The organism is Mesorhizobium sp. M0618 (genome assembly GCF_040320765.1).
In the GTDB taxonomy this organism is placed as follows: domain Bacteria; phylum Pseudomonadota; class Alphaproteobacteria; order Rhizobiales; family Rhizobiaceae; genus Mesorhizobium.
In genome coordinates, this window is sequence record NZ_JAMYQH010000001.1 from 343974 (window position 1) to 364030 (window position 20057).

19 protein-coding genes are annotated in these 20057 nt (G+C 64.4%); 5 read left to right on the forward strand and 14 right to left on the reverse strand.

The window, feature by feature from the left end; translation table 11 throughout:
- Positions 1 to 15 precede the first annotated feature (15 nt).
- The 8 genes from NKJ04_RS01710 to NKJ04_RS01745 form a co-directional block, all read right to left on the reverse strand.
- Complete coding sequence (locus NKJ04_RS01710; RefSeq protein WP_352611507.1) at positions 16 to 960, reverse strand: acetamidase/formamidase family protein; 945 nt, start codon at positions 958 to 960, stop codon at positions 16 to 18.
- A complete protein-coding gene (locus NKJ04_RS01715; protein WP_502895179.1) occupies positions 950 to 2545 on the reverse strand; it encodes an ABC transporter substrate-binding protein in 1596 nt (531 codons plus the stop codon). The genes NKJ04_RS01710 and NKJ04_RS01715 overlap by 11 nt, the downstream gene beginning before the upstream one ends.
- Positions 2546 to 2627: 82 nt before the next feature.
- A complete protein-coding gene (locus tag NKJ04_RS01720; RefSeq protein ID WP_023810821.1) occupies positions 2628 to 3548 on the reverse strand; it encodes an ABC transporter permease in 921 nt (306 codons plus the stop codon).
- Positions 3545 to 4411 (reverse strand): ABC transporter permease, encoded by an 867-nt coding sequence (locus NKJ04_RS01725; protein ID WP_196815320.1) that lies wholly within the window; start codon positions 4409 to 4411, stop codon positions 3545 to 3547. Before NKJ04_RS01725 ends, NKJ04_RS01720 begins: the two co-directional genes overlap by 4 nt.
- A 19-nt stretch (positions 4412 to 4430) precedes the next feature.
- On the reverse strand, positions 4431 to 5048 hold the full coding sequence (locus NKJ04_RS01730) for an ANTAR domain-containing response regulator (protein ID WP_023810823.1): 618 nt from the start codon (positions 5046 to 5048) through the stop codon (positions 4431 to 4433).
- Positions 5045 to 6139, reverse strand: a complete 1095-nt coding sequence (locus tag NKJ04_RS01735; RefSeq protein ID WP_352673093.1) for a transporter substrate-binding protein — start codon at positions 6137 to 6139, stop codon at positions 5045 to 5047. Before NKJ04_RS01735 ends, NKJ04_RS01730 begins: the two co-directional genes overlap by 4 nt.
- A 152-nt stretch (positions 6140 to 6291) precedes the next feature.
- A complete protein-coding gene (locus tag NKJ04_RS01740) occupies positions 6292 to 6699 on the reverse strand; it encodes a hypothetical protein (protein WP_245273201.1) in 408 nt (135 codons plus the stop codon).
- Between the two features lie 252 nt (positions 6700 to 6951).
- Complete coding sequence (locus tag NKJ04_RS01745; RefSeq protein ID WP_352673096.1) at positions 6952 to 7821, reverse strand: helix-turn-helix domain-containing protein; 870 nt, start codon at positions 7819 to 7821, stop codon at positions 6952 to 6954.
- A 92-nt stretch (positions 7822 to 7913) separates the two neighbouring features.
- Here NKJ04_RS01745 and NKJ04_RS01750 point away from each other — a divergent pair, with 92 nt between their 5' ends.
- On the forward strand, positions 7914 to 9458 hold the full coding sequence (locus NKJ04_RS01750) for a 4-hydroxyphenylacetate 3-hydroxylase N-terminal domain-containing protein (RefSeq protein WP_023810827.1): 1545 nt from the start codon (positions 7914 to 7916) through the stop codon (positions 9456 to 9458).
- A gap of 6 nt (positions 9459 to 9464) precedes the next feature.
- Positions 9465 to 9974: a flavin reductase gene (locus NKJ04_RS01755; RefSeq protein WP_352673099.1), complete on the forward strand. Its 510-nt coding sequence runs from the start codon at positions 9465 to 9467 to the stop codon at positions 9972 to 9974.
- Positions 9975 to 10049: 75 nt separating this feature from the next.
- On the opposite strand, the gene NKJ04_RS01760 is transcribed toward NKJ04_RS01755, so the two are convergent.
- The 6 genes from NKJ04_RS01760 to NKJ04_RS01785 form a co-directional block, all read right to left on the reverse strand.
- Complete coding sequence (locus NKJ04_RS01760) at positions 10050 to 10706, reverse strand: methionine ABC transporter permease (RefSeq protein WP_023810829.1); 657 nt, start codon at positions 10704 to 10706, stop codon at positions 10050 to 10052.
- A complete protein-coding gene (locus NKJ04_RS01765) occupies positions 10687 to 11784 on the reverse strand; it encodes a methionine ABC transporter ATP-binding protein (RefSeq protein WP_352673103.1) in 1098 nt (365 codons plus the stop codon). The genes NKJ04_RS01760 and NKJ04_RS01765 overlap by 20 nt, the downstream gene beginning before the upstream one ends.
- Before the next feature lie 92 nt (positions 11785 to 11876).
- Positions 11877 to 12731, reverse strand: a complete 855-nt coding sequence (locus NKJ04_RS01770; RefSeq protein ID WP_352673105.1) for a MetQ/NlpA family lipoprotein — start codon at positions 12729 to 12731, stop codon at positions 11877 to 11879.
- Positions 12732 to 12982: 251 nt separating this feature from the next.
- Entirely contained in the window at positions 12983 to 14470 is a 1488-nt protein-coding gene (locus tag NKJ04_RS01775; RefSeq protein ID WP_352673107.1) for an aldehyde dehydrogenase, read from the reverse strand.
- Complete coding sequence (locus NKJ04_RS01780; protein ID WP_352611510.1) at positions 14467 to 15660, reverse strand: cytochrome P450; 1194 nt, start codon at positions 15658 to 15660, stop codon at positions 14467 to 14469. Before NKJ04_RS01780 ends, NKJ04_RS01775 begins: the two co-directional genes overlap by 4 nt.
- 56 nt (positions 15661 to 15716) lie before the next feature.
- The gene (locus NKJ04_RS01785) at positions 15717 to 17165 is read right to left on the reverse strand and encodes an APC family permease (RefSeq protein ID WP_352611511.1); all 1449 of its coding nucleotides are present in this window, start codon (positions 17163 to 17165) and stop codon (positions 15717 to 15719) included.
- Between the two features lie 173 nt (positions 17166 to 17338).
- On the opposite strand from NKJ04_RS01785, the gene NKJ04_RS01790 reads away from it, so the two are divergent.
- The 3 genes from NKJ04_RS01790 to NKJ04_RS01800 are packed head-to-tail and all read left to right on the forward strand — an operon-like array spanning position 17339 to position 20054.
- Positions 17339 to 18109: an IclR family transcriptional regulator gene (locus NKJ04_RS01790; protein WP_352440634.1), complete on the forward strand. Its 771-nt coding sequence runs from the start codon at positions 17339 to 17341 to the stop codon at positions 18107 to 18109.
- On the forward strand, positions 18109 to 19389 hold the full coding sequence (locus NKJ04_RS01795) for a Tm-1-like ATP-binding domain-containing protein (protein WP_352553237.1): 1281 nt from the start codon (positions 18109 to 18111) through the stop codon (positions 19387 to 19389). Before NKJ04_RS01790 ends, NKJ04_RS01795 begins: the two co-directional genes overlap by 1 nt.
- The gene (locus NKJ04_RS01800; protein WP_352673111.1) at positions 19386 to 20054 is read left to right on the forward strand and encodes an HAD family hydrolase; all 669 of its coding nucleotides are present in this window, start codon (positions 19386 to 19388) and stop codon (positions 20052 to 20054) included. The genes NKJ04_RS01795 and NKJ04_RS01800 overlap by 4 nt, the downstream gene beginning before the upstream one ends.
- Positions 20055 to 20057 lie beyond the last annotated feature (3 nt).

A 20057-nucleotide genomic window follows, 5' to 3' on the forward strand; every position in this document is an offset into this window, starting at 1 on the left:
AGCGCCGGCCCAACCTCATTCAAACACGCAGCGCGGGAAGTAGAACGACACCACCCAGTTCGGCATGTCGACGATCTCGCTGATGCGGAGATCGCCGCAGACCGAGGCCAGCATGTAGGCCTCGACGGGGTCTATTCTGTAGCGGGTGGAAAGCAGGTCGACCATCTGGGCAACCGCCTCCTTTGCACCCGTCATCAGGTCCGGCCCAACTCCCGTCGTCACCTCATAGCCCTTGGCGTCGAGATGGCGCGTCACCGGGCCTGGCGTGGTGAAGCGCGGCGTCTTCAGCCTGGCATCCTTGACCAGGTCGAGCTTGAGCACGACGTCCATCGGACTTTCGATCGCCGTGCCGCAGACCTCGCCGTCGCCTTGCGCGGCATGGGTGTCGCCGACCGAAAACAGCGCGCCCGCCACTTCCACCGGCAGGTACAGCGTGGTGCCGGCGGCGAGATCGCGGATGTCGAGATTGCCGCCGACGCGTCTTGGCGGGACCACCGAGTGGTGACCCTTTTCCGCCAGGGCGTTGCCGATGGTGCCGGCGAAGGGTTTCAGCGGCACCCTCGCATTTTTGCCGAACAGCGCCGGCTCGAGCGAGGCAGCGTCGTACTTCCAGATGTTCAGCGCCGGCTCCTTGAAGTCGTCGGCGAGCAGCCCGAAGCCCGGAATGTTGGCCGTCCAGCCGAAGCCGGACGGTTTGAACATCTCGATCGTCACCTTCAGTGCGTCACCCGGCTCGGCGCCCTCGACGAAGATCGGCCCGGTCACCGGATTGACGGTGGCGAAGTCGAGCTTGGCGACGTCGGCGACCGTGCTGTCGGCCTTCAACTGGCCACCAGAGGAATCCAGGCACTGGAACTCGATGGTCGAGCCGGGCGCCACCCGCTCGGCCGGGGCAAACGAATTGTCCCAGCCGAAATGATGTTGGCGCCCGTGGATGGTGTAGTCGCAGTTATTGCACATCTTTTACGTACACATTGTCGTAGTTGATCGGGATATGGACCGGGTCGACATAGAGGTTGTCGGCGCCGCCCATGCGCGCCGATTTCATGGTGAAGCGCTGCTCGTTGAAGACCGGCGCCCAAGGCGCGTCCTCCATCACCTTGTCGTAGATGGCGCTCCACATCTTGTCGCGTTCGCCAGCCTTGGCGGGATCGACCACCGAGTCGGCCTCGGCCGCCTTGGCGTCGAGATCCTTGTTGCAGTACCACGACCAGTTCCAGCCGCCCGGCACCGCACCGGCGCAGCCGAGGATCGGGCCGTAGAAGTTCGACGGATCGGGGAAGTCGGCGATCCAGGCCATGCCGCCGGACCAGATCATCGGTGCGCCGGCCTTGTCGCCGCCGGCGGCAATGACATTGGCCTGCGCCAGCGACTGGATGCTGGCCTTGATGCCAATGGCCGCCAGGTCCTGCTGGATCGCCTGGGCGATGCGCGGGTTGGGATCGGTGTTCATGGCGAACAATTGCGTCTCGAAACCATCGGGATGGCCGGCCTCGGCAAGCAGGGCCTTGGCCTTGGCGACGTCATAGGGATAGCCCTTGTATTCCTTGTCGTAGCCCGGCATCGACGGCGGCAGCGGCTGATTGGCCGGCACGGCGCGGCCGTTGATGATCTGGATCACGCGCGCCTTGTTGATCGCCATGTTGACCGCCTGGCGCACCTTCACATTATCGAACGGCGCCATGGTGGTGTTCATGGTGACATAGCCGGTGTGCAGCTGGCCGCCTTCGACGACGCGCGCCTTCTGCTCGGGATCAGCCATCACCTCCTGGAATTTTGCCGGCGGAATGCCGTCGCCGGGCACGTCGATCTCGCCCTTCTGCAGGCGCAGCAGCGCAACGATCGGCTCCTGGCCGATCTCGAAGGTGATCTTGTCCAGATGCGGCAGGCCCTTGTGCCAATAGTCCGCATTGCGCTCGAAGACGATGCGCTGGCCGAGTGTCCACTCGGCGAGCTTGAAGGCGCCGGTGCCGACCGGATGCTTGCCGAAATCGGCGCCGTATTTCTCGACCTCTTCCTTCGGCACGACATGCGAGAAGTTGATGGCCATGACATGCAGGAAGGTTGCGTCGGGGCGGGTCAGTTCGAACTTGACCGTGTAGGGGTCGACGACGGTGACGCCGGAGAGGCTCTCGGCCTTGCCGGCGGCGACATCGTCATAGCCCTTGATCGAGCCGAAAAAGCCGGCGCCGGGGCTCTGGGTCTTTGGATTGGTGACGCGGTCGAGCGAATATTTCACGTCGTCGGCGGTCATTTCGCGGCCATTGTGAAATTTCACGCCATGGCGCAGCTTGAAGGTGAAGGTCTTGCCGTCGGGCGAGATCTCGTAGCTTTCGGCGAGGTCGGGTTTCAAATTGGTGGTGCCCGGCTCGTAGTCCATCAGCCCGTCGAACAGGCTCTTGATCATCGACCAGTTCTGCCAGTCATAACCGATCGCCGGATCGAGCGTGGCGACATCGTCCTTGTAGGTGATGGTGATGGCGCCGCCCTGCTTGGCGTTCGGGTCGACGGCGTCTTCGGCGCGAACACTTGTCATGCCGAGCATCAGCGCCAGCGCCGATACCGCTACCGTGGATGCGAGAAACTTTTTCATTTTTATGTTCCCTTTCTCTGTCTGGTTTTCATTTTCATCTGAGCTTGATGCGGGGGTCGATGAAGGGCGCGATGACGTCGGCCAGCAGATTACCGAGCACGATGGCGAAGGCCGAGATCAGGGTGACGCCCATGATGATCGGGATGTCCACGCGCTGGATGGCCTGCCACGCCAGCTGGCCAATGCCAGGCCAGCCGAACACGCTTTCGACGACGACAATGCCACCCATGAAGATGCCGATGTCGATGCCGATCATGGCGATGACCGGCAGGATGGCGTTGGGCAGTGCATGGCGGAACAGGATGGCTCGCCGCGCCAGGCCCTTGGCGCGGGCGGTGCGGACATAATCCTGGCGCAGAACATCGATCATCGACGAGCGCATCATGCGGGCGTACCAGCCGGCGCCGAGTATGCCCATGGTCAGCGACGGCAGCACGAGATGACGCCAGGTGCCATAGCCGCCGATCGGGAACCAGCTGAGCCGCACGGCAAAGACGTAGAGCAGCAGCAGGCCGACGACGAATTGCGGCGCCGAAACGCCGACGAAGGAGGCGACCATCAGCGTCTGGTCGGTGGCGGTACCGCGCTTGACGGCAGCGATCAGGCCCATGCTCAGGCCGAGCAGCAGCTCGCACAGGATGGCGCCGACCATCAGCAACAAGCTGGCCGGCAGCCGTGAGACGATCAGCTCGGTGACTTCGGAGCGCTGGATGTAGGAGCGGCCGAGATCGCCGCTGATGAGCTTCGTGAGATAGCGCCAGTACTGGACGATGAAGGGCTGGTCGAGGCCGAGCTGCTGGCGGATGTTCTCGACCGTCTGCGGCGTGGCGCTGCGACCGGCGATCTGGCGCACCGGATCGGCGGGCAGGAGATAGAGCAGCGCGAAAGTGATCAGCGAGACGCCGAGCAGGATCAGCAGCGACTGGATCAGGCGGCGGCCGAGATAGGCGATCATGCCCGGCCCCTCTGCGTCGGATCGAGGATGTCGCGCAGTGCGTCGCCGATCAGGTTGAAGGCCAGCGCCAGCGCCAGGATCGCGGCACCGGGGAAGAACACCAGCCAGGGTGCGGCCTGGAAATAGGTCTGGTTCTCGAAGATGATGTTGCCCCACGACGCCGTCGGCGGCTGCACGCCGATGCCGAGGAAGGAGAGTGTCGCCTCGAGCAGCACCGTGGTCGAGATGCCGAGCGTGCCCCAGACGATGATGGTCGGCAGCAGATGCGGCAGGATATGGCGAAACAGGATGCGCGGTGCACTCGCCCCAATGGTGCGTTCGGCGTCGATGAATTCGCGCTCGGCCAGCGAAGAGGTTTCGGTGTAGATGACGCGGGCGGTCTGCACCCAGTTGACCAGCGCGATGACCATGGCGACGATCCACAGGCTGGGCTCGAACACCGCCGCCAGGCAAATGGCGAGCAGCAGTGCCGGAAACGCCATCATCAAATCGGTGAAGCGCATCAGCGCGCTGCCGATCCAGCCACGGAAATAGCCGGCGACAACACCGACCAGCGTGCCGATGAACAGCGCCACGCCATTGGCGACGATGCCGATGATCAGCGAGGTGCGGGCGCCGTAGAGGATGCGGGTCAACAGGTCACGGCCGAGCAGGTCGGTGCCCAGCCAGAATTTTGCATCCGGCGGCAAGGGCGAGCCCTCGATGGTCAGGCCGTCGAACATCTGCTCGTTGGGATCATAGCCAGTCAGCCATGGCGCCAGCACGGCGCCGGCAACGACAATGGCGACGATCATCAGCCCAAGCAGTGCGAGACGGCGCCTGACCAGCCGGCGCCAGACGCCGGCGCGTGGTTTGACCGGCATGCGCCCTGGCGCGGTGAGATCAGGCGCGATGGGACTGGTCATCGCCGCCTTCTTCCCCTGTTGCTTCTTCACTTGTCATTGCCACGATCCGCCGCGCGGCATCCTCGACGCTGATCTGCCAGCTCATCGCCAGCGAGCGAAGCTGCGCATAGGCGCGGCCGTCATCGGTGCCTTTCGCCAGTGCGGTCACCGCGCGCACGATGGTCTGGCGCTCGGCGACGCGCTGGCGAAGCGAGGCAATCTCACTGGCCAGGTGTTTTCGCGCCTCGAAACTCTGGCGCGCGATCAGCAGTGCGCTGTAGACGCCGGCATTGCCGACCGGCTTGAGGAGCTGGGCATCGGCCTTGTGCGACAGCGCCCATTCGATGCGGCCCGGCGCCTCGGAGCCGATCAGCGCCACCAGCGGCATCGGCGCCTCGCCCGGCTTCCAGGGGAACTGCTCGTCGAAACCGAGATCGGCGTCGAAGAACACGAAATCGGCCGCCAGCGCCTCGGGCGGCAGTTCCGGCCAGCAGTCCAGCGTGATCAGGCCGATGGCCGACAATTGCCTGGTGATCGCCTGCACCGTCGGATGCGGGCGATGCAAGATGAACGCCTTGGCGCCGCCGAGATTGGGGATGCGTGGGGCTCTCGTCACGACACCACCCTCAGGCGTGGGCGGCCGAATGTTTTTGCCGGGTCGTAGCGCGACAGATAGGGATCCGGCGCGACTTCGTCTTCGCGGCTGACGACCTCGAAGAAGCCGTCCGCGATCCGCCCGATGATCACCGGCAATGTGGCGTGCTGCGAGTGCGCGTCGATGACGATCGGCCCGAGCCGGGTGGAGAAGCGGCGTTCTGCGAAGGCTCTGGAAAATTCCGCCGGACCGGCTTCGGGATTGCTGGAGAGCACGTCGGCCATCACCTGCACGGAGGCATAGGCGGAGGCCTCGAAAGACGAGGCGAAGGCGGCCGGCCGCGGCGCGAAGTACGGCCCGACCGATAGATGTCCCTTGCCGGATTCACCGATCGCCGGCAGCTCACCTTCGGTGAGGTTGCAGGAGATGACGGGACAAGTCTCGGGACTGAAGGCGGCATCCTCGTGACCTAGGTCGCGATAGGCCGCGAGGAAGGCGTAGGACGAGGTGCCGATCAGGTTGTTGAGGATGAAGTTCGGCCGCGTGGCGCGGATTTCCGCGATCAGACGCGACACGTCGGTCTCGCCGATGCGCAGATAGCGTTCGCCCAGAACCTTGCCGCCGGCATCGGCGATCAGGTCGCGGGCGACGCGGTTCATCTCCCAGCCCCAGATATAGTTCGAGCCGAGCAGGAAGCCATTGGCGCCGAAACGCGGCACGACATGCGCCATCAACGGCACCAGATGCTGGTTGGGGCAGGCGTGCATGTAGACGACGTGCTCGTTGGCCTCGAAGCCCTCATAGGGGCAGGCGTACCACAGCATGCCGCCCGCCTTCTCGAGCACCGGAATGGTTTCCTTGCGGCTCCACGAGGTGACGCACCCGACGACATGGCGCGCGCTGCTGGTCCTGAAAATATCCTCGCACAGCGTTGCGTAGCGGTCGGCATTGCTTTGCGGATCGCGCTCGACCGGCACCAGTTCGATGCCTGAGCTGCGATCGGCGTTGATGTCGGCGATGGCGCGCATGGCGCCGATGCGGCACGCATCGGAGACGAGCTGATAGCTCCCCGAGCGGGAATACAGGATGCCGATCTCGATACGCCGTTTCAAACAGATCCCCAAAATGACAATGCCTCGCAGCCAGCGCCGGGAGGGCGAGGCATACGAGGCATTCTTGCCGCCCGGCGATCAGAGCCGGTATTTTGCGCTAGCGTATTCTGTCCGGCGGGTCAGTCAAGCCCTCAACGATATTTGCGTGACCGTCATCGCCGTTTCGCTGCCACTGGCCTCTGACCGTGTTGACGCGCATAGGTCACGCAGGCGTCCACCGTGCTGACACAAAGCGCGTCGCGCCTGTTCGGCATATTGTTGTCGCCGGCGTAGGCAACTTCGGCGACGCGACCGTCGACCATGCGAATTTGCGTATCGCAATAACCGCCGGGAGCGACATTGACGGAGCCACCGACCGCCGGGATCGCGCCCAATGCCATGGTTGGGACGACGATGCTGAGATTGCCGCGCTGAACGACGCGCTTATAGGACCAGATCTGGCCCGATCGGCCGGCGTCCGCGGTGGCGGTCGGAAACCCCGCGCACATGCGGACGTCGGCTTCGCTGAGGCCGACCATCTCCTTGCGAGCCGCCGCCGCGGTGGGGTCAACCTTGGCCACGCGCGACGTATCGTCGGGAACGACGCAGGAAGACTGGATGCCAACGAAGAGAATAGGAAGGGCAAGCTTTTGAATGCAGGAAAATATCATGCCGACCGTCAGATTGGTCCGATGTCAGATTTGCGTGGCACCCGCCGCTCCTTTCTACCTAGGCAGGCAGGCGAAGGGATCAACCCGTTCAGCTTCACGAAAAAGTGGCTGTGGCTGCAACATCGAGGATTGCGCGTCACGGGGTCTGCATTTCACGCAGGATCAATGGCCCTGCAAGTGCTTCCGGCGCCAGGCGGCGGGCGCTTCGCCGACTCGCGCGCGAAAGAACCGTGAAAAATACGCCGGGTCGTCGAAGCCGATCTCGTAGGCGATGTCCTCCACCGTGCGTACGGTGAACAGCAGCAGGCGCTTGGCCTCCAGCAGCCGCCTTTCGCTGACGACCCGCTTGACGCCGGCGCCCAGAACCGCATGGGCAGCCTTGTCGAGAAGATGCGGCGTGGTGGCCAGCGCCTCGACGTAGCGATCGACCGGCCAGTTGTCGCGGAAATGCGTGTCGGCGAGCCGACGCAGGCCCCGCGCCAGCGAAGCATCGGAAGAGGCGGCGGAGGCGGTCACGCCGGGGCTGAGGCGCGCAATGTGGGAGAGTGCGACGGCGATCAGCGCCGGCAGGACCCTGTCATTGCCGGCTTGCGCCTGGGCATATTCGGCGGCGATCATCTCCAGCACCGCCGCCAGTCTCGCCCACGCTGCGTGTCGTGGCAGACCGTCGGCAAAGACCGGCCTGTCCAGCGGCAGCAGGCTGTGAGCGGCGATGGCCGCGAGCGCGCCGTCGGCGACCGAGACGACGATGGCATCGGTGCCGGGTCCGATCGAGAAGCCATGCACGACAGCGCTCGGCACGAAGCTGACGGCAGGCGCCGAAAAGTCCCAGGATCGGTCTTCGATACGGTAGGTGCCGGAGCCGCTGGTCCAGTAGGTGATCTGGCCCATCTGCGGATGCTTGTGCGCCGCAACCTGACCAAGATGGATATTGCTGCGCGCAAGCACCGTCTCGACATGCAGGAAACCGACATCGAGCGGCCGCACAGGCTCGCCATAGACGAAGAAGTCGGGGATGGAATTCTGGCTCATGGCGCCTGAAAAAGTCCAATCGGTTTTGCCGTTCCGTCCATAACCGATGCATGCCCAAGGCGCTAGTGTTGCGACTCAAGAGGAGGACCATCATGCGATCAGAAGACTTCCGCGCCGACAAGGCACGGCCGTTCACCGGGGCCGAGTATCTGGAGAGCCTGCGCGACGGCCGCGAGGTCTATATCAATGGCGAACGCATTGCCGATGTCACCACGCACCCGTCGATGCGCAATTCGGCGCGGTCGCTGGCGCGCCTCTACGATGCGCTGCATGATCCCCTGCGACGGGACACGCTGACTTCGCCGACCGACACCGGCTCGGGCGGCTACACCCACAAATATTTCCGCGTCGCCAAATCCTCTGGCGAACTCGCCGCCCAGCAGACGGCGATCGCCGAGTGGTCACGCATGTCCTATGGCTGGATGGGGCGCACGCCCGACTACAAGGCGGCGCTGATGAATACGCTCGGCGCCAACGCAGACTGGTACGGGCCGTTCAGGGACAATGCCCTGTCCTGGCACAGGCGTGCCCAGGAAGCCGTGCTGTTCATGAACCATGCCATCGTCAACCCGCCGATTGACCGCCACAAGCCGGCCGAACAGGTGAAGGACGTCTTCGTCCACATCACCAAGGAGACGGATGCCGGCATCTACGTCTCCGGCGCCAAGGTGGTGGCGACGTCCTCGGCGCTGACGCACTATAACTTCCTGGCGCAGGGATCGGCGACGGTCACCGAGGATCCGTCGCTGTCGGTGATGTTCATCGTGCCGATGAATGCGCCGGGGATAAAGATGTTCTGCCGCGTCTCCTACGAGCAGACGGCCAACACGGTGGCGGCGCCGTTCGACTATCCGCTGTCGTCACGCTTCGACGAGAACGACGCGATCCTGGTGCTCGACAATGTCTTCATCCCCTGGGAGGACGTGCTGGTGCTGCGCGATGCGCAGAAGATCCTGTCCTTCCACCCGGCGTCCGGCTTCATGCATGGCTACTGCTTCCAGGGCTGCACGCGTTTCGCCGTCAAGCTTGATTTCCTCGCCGGCCTGCTGGCCAAGGCGCTGCGCGCCACGGGCGGCGATGCTTTCCGCGGCAACCAGGCGGCACTGGGCGAGGTCATTGCACTGCGGCACATGTTCTGGAGCTTTTCCAACGCCATGGCCTACAACCCGATCCCGTGGGCGAATGGTGCGGTGCTGCCCAATCTGGAAGCCGCGCTCGCCTACCGCACCTTCATGTCGGAAGCCTATCCGCGCGTCATCGACACCGTGCGCCGGGTGATCGCGTCCGGGCTGATCTACCTGCCATCGTCGGTGCGCGACTTCAACAACCCCGAGATCGACAAGTATCTGGCGCAATATGTGCGCGGCTCCAACGACATGGGCCACATCGAGCGCATCAAGATCATGAAGCTTTTGTGGGACGCGACCGGCACCGAGTTCGGCGGCCGTCACGCGCTCTACGAGCTCAACTATGCCGGCGCGCCGGAAGAGGTGCGGCTGCAGGTGCTGAAAGGAGCTGAACGCGGCGGGCGGCTGAAGGCGATGGAAGAGCTCGTCGACACCTGCATGGCCGACTATGACGAGAATGGCTGGACGGGCGATACCTGGTTCAATCCGCTTGTCTCAACGGCCGAGTGAAACCAGATGGCCACGCAGATTTCGAAAACCGATTTCCGCGACGCCATGGCGAGGGTCTGCGCGCCGGTCAACATCGTCACCACCGATGGCCCGGCAGGGCGCGGCGGCTTCACCGCCACCGCCATGTGCAGCGTCTCCGACGAGCCGCCGACGCTGCTGGTGTGCATGAACGGGCGCTCGACGCAGGCCGCCATGTTCCTGTCCAACCAGCGCTTCTGCGTCAACGTGCTGACGCATGACCACATGCATCTGGCGGGAAAGTTCGCCGGCGCGACCAGGGACATGGAAGCGCGCTACTCCGCCGCACGCTGGCAGACGCTGACCTCCGGTACGCCGGCGCTGTCGGATGCGATCGTCAATTTCGATTGCGAGATCGAGACTGTGCATATCGTCGGCACGCACAATGTCATGATCGGCCGCGTCATCGATGTCCGGCACGGCAGCGGCGGTTCGGCCCTGCTCTATGTCGACCGCAACTACACGCAGCCGACGCGGCTTGGCAGCTTTGGCGGGTGAAGCCGGGTGTCAGACGGTTTGGTGGCGGGGATGCCTCCGCCTATCCCGTACGCGGCCGTGCCACCAGCCAGTCTTTCACCCCCGCCGATCCAGCCTCGCCACCAGCCGGTCCCCCGCCCACTGGATGCCGCAGACCAGGATGATCAGCACGATGACCACGGCGATCATGATGGACGTCTCAAATCGTTGATAGCCGTAGCGGATGGCGAGGTCGCCGAGGCCGCCGGCACCGATGGCGCCGGCCATGGCCGAGGCACCGATCAGCGTCACCAGCGTCACCGTGAAGCCGGCGACAATGCCGGGCAGGGCTTCCGGCACCAGCACCTCGCGGATGATCGTCCAGCGGTTGCCGCCCATGGCGCGCGCCGCCTCGATCAGCCCGCGATCGACTTCGCGCAGCGACACTTCGGCGATGCGCGCATAGTAGGGCGTGGCGGCGATCGACAGCGGCACGATGGCCGCCCATGTGCCGATCGAGGTGCCGACGATCAGCCGCGTCACCGGGATGAGCGCGACCAGAAGAATGATGAAGGGCACCGAACGGAAGCCGTTGATGACGGCGCCAAGCGACCGGTTCACCCACAGGCTTTCGGCAATCCCGCCGCGTTCGGTGGCGATCAAGGCCAGGCCGAGCGGCAGGCCGAAGACCAGCGAGATGAGGCCGGAGGCGGCCGTCATCAGCACCGTCTCCCAGATCGAACGCAGCAGAAGTTCAAACAGGATCGGCGACATGGCCAAGCACCTCCACCCGCGCCTGGCGGGCCTTCAGGAATGTGATGATGTCAGCGAGATGATTTGCATCGCTGCCGGGAACCGAAAGGAACAGCGTGCCGACCGGCTGCTGCTGGATATGGTCGATGCCGCCATGGACGAGGCGGAAGGTGCCTGGAACAGCCGTGGCAAGGTCGGACAGCAATGGCCCGCTTGCCGCTTCGCCGGCCACATCCACGCGCAGGATCGTCTCCGCGCCGGCCGCCGGCAGCAGCCGGGCCGCCAGTTCGGCTGGCAGCTGCGGCCGGATGGCGCCGAGCAGGCTCCTGGTGATGTCCGAGCGCGGGTCGGCGAATACCGACCAGACCGGGCCTTGCTCGACGATGCGCCCGGCATCGATCACCGTCACGCGGTCGGCGATCGAGCGGATCACCTCCATCTCATGGGTGATCAGCAGGATGGTCAGGCCGAGCTGCCGGTTGATATCCCTGAGCAGCGCAAGGATCGAGCGCGTCGTCTCCGGATCGAGCGCCGAAGTGGCTTCATCCGACAAAAGCAGCGCCGGCCGTGCTGCCAGCGCCCTGGCGATGCCGACGCGCTGCTTCTGGCCACCCGACAGCGACGCCGGATAGGCTTTTGCTTTCTCCGACAGGCCGACGAGATCGAGCAGTTCGGCGGCGCGCTTCAGCCTCTCGGCTTTCGGGCGCCCCTCGATCTTGAGCGGTAGCGCCACATTGTCCTCGACGGTCTTGGCCGACAGCAGGTTGAAATGCTGGAAGATCATGCCGATGCGTCGCCGCAACGGCTGCAGGTCGCGCTCGCCTAGCCGGCTGATCTCGCGGCCCTCGATGAACACCTCGCCGGAGTCAGGCCGTTCCAACCCGTTCAGGCAGCGGATCAACGTCGATTTGCCGGCGCCGCTGCGACCGATGATACCGAGGATCTCGCCCTTGCGCACGGTCAGCGAGATGCCGTCGAGCGCCGCTGTCACACCGAAGCGGCGCTTCAGGTCGACGAGGCGCACGACGTCCTGAGACGCGTCGGGCCGGGCATGCGTCGGATCGGCGGTTTCTCCGGATGCCGTGATATGCTGGTTCATGAATGTTCCTGTTCTCCGAAAACGCAATCGCGGCCCGCGCCTGAGCGCGGACCGCTATTGCTCTCGAACCGGGTTTCCGGTCGACGATCGGGTCAATAGGCGCTGAGGCCGGTGCCCTTGTAGACCTTGTCGAACTCGGCCTTCACCGCCTCGTTCTGATAGGAGGCGACCAGCGTCTTCACCCAGGCCTCGTTCTCGTTGCCGGCCTTCACCGCGATGAAATTGCGGTAGGGATTGTCGGCGATGGGCTCCTGCGCGATGCGGTTTTCCGGCGTCAGGCCGCTTTTCAGCGCCCAGTCGGTGTTGACCACGGCCGCGTCGAGATCCTCGACCGAGCGGCCGACGATGCCGGCGTCGAGTTCCTTGATCACCACCTTCTTCGCATTCTCGGCGATGTCGGCGGTGGTGGCCAGAATGCCGGTGCCGTCTTTCAGCTTGATCACGCCCTCGTTCTGCAGCACGCGCAGCGCCCGGCCTTCGTTGGATGGGTCGTTCGGCACGCCGACGACCGCGCCCTCGGGCAGGTCGGCGACTGCTTTGTACTTCTTCGAATAGAGGCCGATCGGCCAGACGCCGGTATAGCCGACACGCACGATGTGATAGCCTTGAGTCTTGATCTGGTTGTCGAGATAGGGCTGGTGCTGGAAGGCGTTGGCGTCGATTTCGCCGCGCTCCAGCGCCTCGTTGGGCTGGGTGTAGTCGTTGAACACCACGGTCTCGATGGCGAGGCCCTTTTCGGCCGCCTGGGCAACGACGACGCGCCAGACATCCTCGTCCTCGCCGCTGATGATGCCGACCTTGATCACCTTCTTGTGCTCGGCGAACGATGCATGCGGTGCCATCAGGCTGCCGACCGCGACGGCCGATGCGAACAGCAGAGCCAGGCCGCTGCGCCGGTTGATGGTTGACCCTGAGGAAGATGGCAAAGTGTTTTTGAAGTCGGACATGATTGATCTCTGCAGTTGTGAAGTCATGCGGCCAAGCGGACTGCCTAGCCTTGATCACATCGTCAGGAATTCTATTGATTTAATCAAAGAACGCGTTTCGCCGTTCTCGCCAAAGCCAGGAATATTCTCTCAAAAATTCCAACGAAGAGAGAACAAGACGGCGCTCGGCCGACCGCCGCCGGATCTAAGGCGATCCTGGGCATCTCCGTGGGAAGGTCAGATTCGGAGGCAGGCCAGCGCCACGGTTGGTCTCAAAGCGCGATCCACGCGGTCTTGAGTTCCAGATATTTCTCCAGCGCGTGCAGCGACTTGTCGCGGCCGAAGCCCGACTGCTTGACGCCGCCGAGCGGCACGGTGATGTCGGCGCCGCCATAGGTGTTGACGTGGACGACGCCGGCATTGATGGCGCGCACCATGCGATGCGCGGTGGAGAGGTTGGCGGTCCACACCGCGGAGGCAAGCCCGTAGACGGTCGAATTGGCAAGCCGGACCGCCTCCTCCTCGGTTTCGAAGCGCATGACGCCGAGTACGGGCCCGAACACCTCCTCACGCGCAAGCTGCATGTCTTGCGTGACGTTCTCGAAGATCGTCGGCGCCATGTAGCTGCCGCCGGTCTCGGTCAGGATCCCTTCGCCGCCGGTGACGAGACGGGCACCTTCTTCCGTGGCCCTGGCGACGAAACCGAGGTTCTTGTCCAGCTGTTCGGCGCTCGACACCGCGCCGATGTCGCTGGAGAGATCGAGCGGGTCGCCGACTTTCAGCCGGGTCGTTGCCAAGAGAAGCTCGTCCATGAAACGGTCATAGACCGACGCCTGGACGAGCAGGCGCGAGCCGGCGACGCAGACCTGGCCGGAATTGCGAAAAATGCCGTTGGCCGAGACGCCCGCCGCCTGTTTTAGGTCGGGAGCATCGGCAAAGACGATGTTGGGCGACTTGCCGCCGAGTTCGAGGAAGACGCGTTTCAGGTTGGAGCGAGCGGAATATTCGAGCAGCCGCCGGCCGACCGGGCCGGAACCGGTGAAGGCGATGGCGTCGACATCCATATGCAGGCCGAGCGCCTCGCCGGTAACCGAACCACGGCCGGTGACGACATTGAGCACACCGGCGGGAAGTCCGGCCTCGCTTGCCAGTTCGGCCAGCCGCAGCAGCGTGAGCGAAGCGATTTCCGGGGGCTTGACCACCACGCAATTGCCGGCGGCAAGCGCCGGCGCAATCTTCCAGGCGCCGATCATCAGCGGAAAATTCCACGGCACGATGACGCCGACGACGCCGAGCGGCTCCTTGTGGATCAGTCCCAGAACATTGTCGGCCGTCGGCGCGATCTCGCCATAGACCTTGTCGATGGCCTCGGCGTAGTAGCGGATGGTGCCTGCCGCCGAGAGCGGTTCGGCCTTGTAGGCCATGCCGATCTCGGTGCCATTGTCGCGCACGCCGAGCACGGCGAGCTCGTCGGCATGCTTTTCGACCAGCTCGGCGAATTTCGTCAGCACCTTCTTGCGAAAGGCCGGCGCTGATCGCGACCACGAGCCCTTCTCGAACGCCTTGCGCGCCGACTTGACCGCGCGGTCGATGTCGGCGGCATTGCCATCGGCGATACTGGCAAACGGGCGGCCATCAACCGGCGACGTCACCGGCAGGGTTTCGCCGCTTGTAGCCTCGGTCTGTGCGCCATCGATGAACAGGCCCCGCGCGCCGATCTCCGTCTTGCGCAGCGTGTCGATGGCAACCTGACTGATCATGGATGACGGACTCCAAGGGACACATGCAATGTGGTGGGCGCGCGGAATTCCCAGCCGCGAAACACCGGTTCCCTGCCCTGCACAAGGCTGAGATCGGGGAAGCGTTGGAGCAACAGCCTTACCGCAAGGCACATCTGCTCGCGTGCGAAGAACCGGCCCGAGCAGAAATGATGGCCGAAGCCGAAAGCGGCATGGTTGCCTTCGTCGCGGTTGATGTCGAAGCGGTCGGGATCGGCAAAGCGGCTCTCGTCGCGGCTTGCCGAAGAGACGAGGGCGGCTACCGCGGCGCCGGCGGGGATCGTCACGCCGCCAAGCTCGACCGCCCGCGTCGTCTGCCGCGTCTGCGTGCCGATCGGCGCCACCCAGCGCAAACCTTCATCGACAGCCTTCGGCACAAAGGTCTCGGGATCGGCGAGCACCTGCCGCAATTGTTCGGGGTGGGCCAGCAGGCCGGCGACGATCGAGCCGGCGCCATGTCCGGGCTCCTGCATGCCGCCAAGCAGGATGACCTTGATGCTCGGCATCAGGAAGTCGATTGGCCGCGTCGTGCCCTCCGGCATGCCGTCATGCAGCATATGCGACAGCGCGGAATCATCCGGTGCGTGGACAAGCCTTTCCAGCGTCGGCAGGATGGCGTCGCCGACCTCGGCGCTGATCGCGTCGGCGATCTCCTGCCGCTTCGGGTCGTTCTCGAAATTGATGGCGCCCTGGGCAAGGCCATAGAACCAGCGGCGCAGCGTCGGCATGTCGATGTCGGCAAGGCCGAGCGAGCGCGCCAGGCTGAGCGTCGACACCGGCTCGAAATAGTCGGCCATCAGCTCGGCGGAACCCTGGTTGGCGATCCGATCGAGAAAAGGTTCGGCGATCGACCGCACGAGGTCGCTGGCATAGGCGGCGACTGTGCGCGGCCGGTATTTCGGGTCGACGCCTTGGCGCAGTTGCTTGTGCGTCTCGCCATCGGTGGTCAGGATGGTGGGCTTGCCGAAGGAGCGCTCGACCGGCGACGAGCCGACGACGGCGGAGAAGATGTCGGGCGACTTGGCGACGCTCTCGACATCCTTCCAGCGGGTGACGAACCACAGATTGACCGCCGGCACGAAAGCGACAGGCGCGCTGCGCCTGAGCTCTGCATAGATCGGGTAGGGATCGGCTTCCAATGCCTCGACGGTGATATTTTCGGCAAAGCTCAAATCCGCCACTCCCCTTGGTGTAAGGGGCGGCGTGGCACGCCGCCCCTTTGCTTTTCTCAATCTTTCAACGGCTGGCCGAGGGTTTCGAAGGCTATGGGATCGCGGCTCTTCAGCGCGCTGGCCAGCAGCAGGCCGACGATCGCGGCGATCAGCACCAGCCCCGGCAGGAACACACCGAGAAAACCGCCGGCCCCGGACAGGCTGCCGAAATTGATGACGATCAGGTAGATGATGATGACGAAGGCGATGAAGGTCAGCCCGGGCAGGATGGTGGTCTTCATCGCGTTCTCCTGCGTCGATGGATTGGCGCGGAAGAACATCACCACGGCAAGCGAGGCCACCGCCATCATGACGATGACGCCGAGCGTCGCGACATTGGTCAGCCACGAAAACAGCGCCAGCACCGGATCGAGGCCGAGCACGGCGAAGAGGCCGACGACGACCGCGGCGAGCACGCTCTGGATGATGGAAGCGACATGCGGGCTCTGGTGCACCGCATGCGTCACGCCGACCGTCTGCGGCAACAGTTTTTCGCGGCCCGAGACATAGATATAGCGCGCAACCGCATTGTGGAACGCCAGCACGCCGGCAAACAGGCTCGACACGAACAGGATGCTCATCGCCTGCGACAGCATCGTGCCGGCGTAACGATCCGACAGGCCGAACAGGAAGGTCGTCGGATCCTGCAGCCCTTGCAGCGTCGGCAGCAGCTTGTCGACACCGGCGCCGACCGCCATCAGCCATGCCGTGAGCATGTAGAAGACACCGATCAGCACGACCGAAAAATAGGTGGCGCGCGGAATGGTGACCTTTGGATCGCGGGCTTCCTCGGCATAGATCGTCGTCGCCTCGAAACCGATGAAGGCGGCAAAGCAGAACAGGATTGCGATGGCCGGCGAGCCGCTGACGATCTGGCTCCAGCTGAATGGCGCCGCCGACAGGCCGCTGTCGCCGCCGGTCTTGAGGATGGCGATGTCGAGGACCAGCACCACAAGATATTCGCACAGCACCAGCACCGTCAGGATCTTGGCGGAGAGGTCGACCTGCCGATAGCCGAGCACGGCGACCAGCGCGATGGCGATGAAGCTCCACACCCACCAGGGCAAATTGATGCCCCAGCCGGCGAACAGGCCTGATGTCGCGGCACCGAGCAGGCCCATGACCCCGATCTGCATGGCATTGTAGGACAGGATGGCGATCAGCGCCGTGGCGCCGCCGGCCATGCTGCCGAGGCCGCGCGCGGCATAGGCATAGAAGGCGCCGGCATTGCCGACATGGCGTGACATGGCGACATAGCCAACCGCGAACAAAAGCAGCAGCACCGTCACGATCAGATAGGTGCCGGCAAAGCCGGCGCCATTGCCCATCAGCATGCCGAGCGGCGTGCCGCCGGCGACGGCCGTGAGCGGGGCGGCCGCCGAAATCACCATGAAGGTGATGGCGCCGACGCCAAGACTGTTCTTGCGCAGCCTGTTGGCCGGCGCCTGTTCTGCAACTGCCGTCATTGATCCCTCCTGTTTGCAAACCCTCAGGCTCGCCGGCCGAATGGCCTGTCCCATGCACTCTGGTGGTCGGTTCATTATTCGAACCGTTATTTTGAATATAGACTTGCAAACAATGCCGATGCCTGTCAAGTTAATTCACACGTTAAATGATTGTCCCGAACCGGGAGGCAAATTTGAGTACGGTCGGAAAAGCGATCTCGCTTCTGGAGCTGTTCAGCGTCGACGAGCCCGAGCTCGGCCTGTCCGATCTGGCGCGCCGCTCGGGCTTCGACAAGGCGACGACAAGGCGGCTGCTGGTTGCGCTGGCCGGCCATGGTTTTGTCGAGCAGGATATCGGCACGCGGCACTATCGCCTCGGCGCCGGCCTGTCGCGGCTGGCGCGCATCCGCGAAGCGCGCTTTCCCTTCCTGCAGACGGCTGTTCCGCTGGTGCGGGACCTGGCAGCATCGACGGCCGAGACCGTGCATTTGTCGGAATTCGGCGTCGACAGCCTGGTCACCGTCCATGTCGAGCATCCGGCATGGGCGAACCGGGTCAACATCGACATCGGTCAGTTGCTGCCCCTGCATTCGACCGCGTCAGGCATCGCCTATCTGGCCTTCGCCCGCGACGAGACCGTCAAGGCATGCCTGACGGGTTCGCTCGACGCTTTCACGGCCCATACGCTGATCGAGCCGGCCGCAATCTCAAGATCCATGAGCGAGGCGCGCGAGCGCGGCTATTCGATCTGCGACCAGGGCTATGAGGAAGGTGTGATCAGCGTCGCGGCGGCAATCCGCGGGGCGGATGGCTTTGCGCTCGGCACCATCGCGGTGGCGGCGCCAAAGGCCAGAACGACGGCAGCCGCGATCGCCGAACGGGGACTTGCCGTGAGGGAGGCGGCACGGGAGATTTCCATGCGCCTCAACGGCGAAAACCTGCAAATCTTGAGGAGGCAGGCCTGATGCCCTCGGAGACAGCGCCCCGCATCCTGGTCATCGGCACCGGCGACACAAAGGCCGAAGAGCTGCTGTTCATGAAACAGTGCATCGAGGCGTCGGGCGGCAGCGCCGTGATGATGGATGTCAGCGTGCTGGGCGACCCGCCCTACAGCCCGGACCACGACAAGCACGCCGTGGCCCGGGCTGTAGATGTGACGATCGCCGAGATCGTTTCGAGCGGTGATGAGAACACCGCCATGACGCTGATGGCCGGCGGCGCCGTGCAGCTGGTGCGCAAGCTCCATCAAAGTGGCGAGATCGACGCGTTCATTGCCATAGGCGGCTCCATGGGAACCGATCTGGCGCTCGACGTGGCGCTTTGCCTGCCGCTCGGCGTGCCGAAATTCGTCGTCTCGACCATCGCCTATTCGCATCTCATCCCGCCCGAGCGCGTCGCCCCCGACCTGATGATGATCCTCTGGGCGGGCGGACTGTACGGCCTCAACAACATCTGCAGGCTGGTCCTGTCGCAGGCCTGCGGTGCGGTCGTCGGCGCGGCTAAAATCGTACTGGCGTCTCGCGCGTCGGCGCAGGCACCGGGGCCGACCATCGGCATGACCTCGCTCGGCAGCAGCTGCCTGCGCTACATGAAGACGCTGAAGCCGGCCCTGGAACGGCGCGGCTATGACGTTGCGGTCTTCCACACCACCGGAATGGGCGGCCGCGCCTTCGAATCGATCGCCGGCCAAGATCATTTCTGCGCGGTCTTCGACTTCAGCCTGCAGGAAATCACCAATCATCTCGCGGGATCCGTCGTCAGTTCCGGCGCCGACCGGCTGGAGAATGCCGGCGCTCGCGGCATTCCGCAGATCGCCGCACCCGGGGCGGTCGACATGGTCGATCTGCCGACCTGGCAGGATTTGCCGGCTAAATTCTCGACGCGGCCGTTTCATGCCCACAACAGGCTGATCGCTTCGGTCACCGTCGATGCCGACGATCGCCGCCAGGTCGCCAAGACCATCGCCGCCAAGCTCGGTGCCGCGAAAGGCCGCTCCGCCTTCATCCTGCCAACCGGAGGCATCCAGGAATGGGACGTGCAGGGCGAGCCGCTCTATGACCCCGAGGCTCTCGCGGCCTTCACTGACGAAATGCGCAGGGCTATTCCCGCCGGGGTCGAGTTCCACGAGATCGACGCTCACATCAACAGCGACGACTTCGTCGGCAAGGCGCTCGAGATCTTCGACCGCTGGGTCGAGGAAGGCATCGTCCCGCGCGGCAAGCCGGCCAAGGGAGTGGCAGCGTGAGTGCTGTTCCCGCCCAGGCGCTTGTCCTCGATTTCGGCGGCGTCGTCACCCGGACCCTGTTCGAAACGCATGCTTTGACCGAACAGGCGCTCGGCCTTGCGCCTGGAACGCTGCAATGGCGCGGGCCGTTCGATCCTGACAGCGATCCGCTGTGGCGCGCGATGCAAGCAGACGAGATCAGCGAGCGCGACTACTGGCGCTCCCGCACCAGTGAGGTCGGTCAGCTCATCGGCGAGGACTGGCAGGCGATGGAAACCTTCGTCCGGCGCGCGCGTGGCGCGGAGCCGGAAAAGGTGGTGCGGCCCGAAGCCGACAGCGCCATTCGCACGGTGCATGCGGCCGGCTTTCGACTGGCCATACTGTCCAATGAACTCGACCTGTTCTACGGCGCCGACTTCCGCCAGCGGCTGCCGTTGCTCGGCTTCTTCGATGTGATCACCGACGCCACCTACACCGGCATCCTCAAGCCCGATCCGCGCGCCTATGCCTTGGTCACCGAAGCGCTCGGCCTGCCGGCCGGTGCTTGCGTCTTCGTCGACGACCAGCAGCGCAATGTCGATGGCGGCTGTGCTGCCGGCATGCGCACGGTTCATTTCGACGTTGCTCACCCGGCCCAATCCTATGCCGAAGCACTCGGCCATTTCGACCTCGTTTCAGCTGCCTGAGAT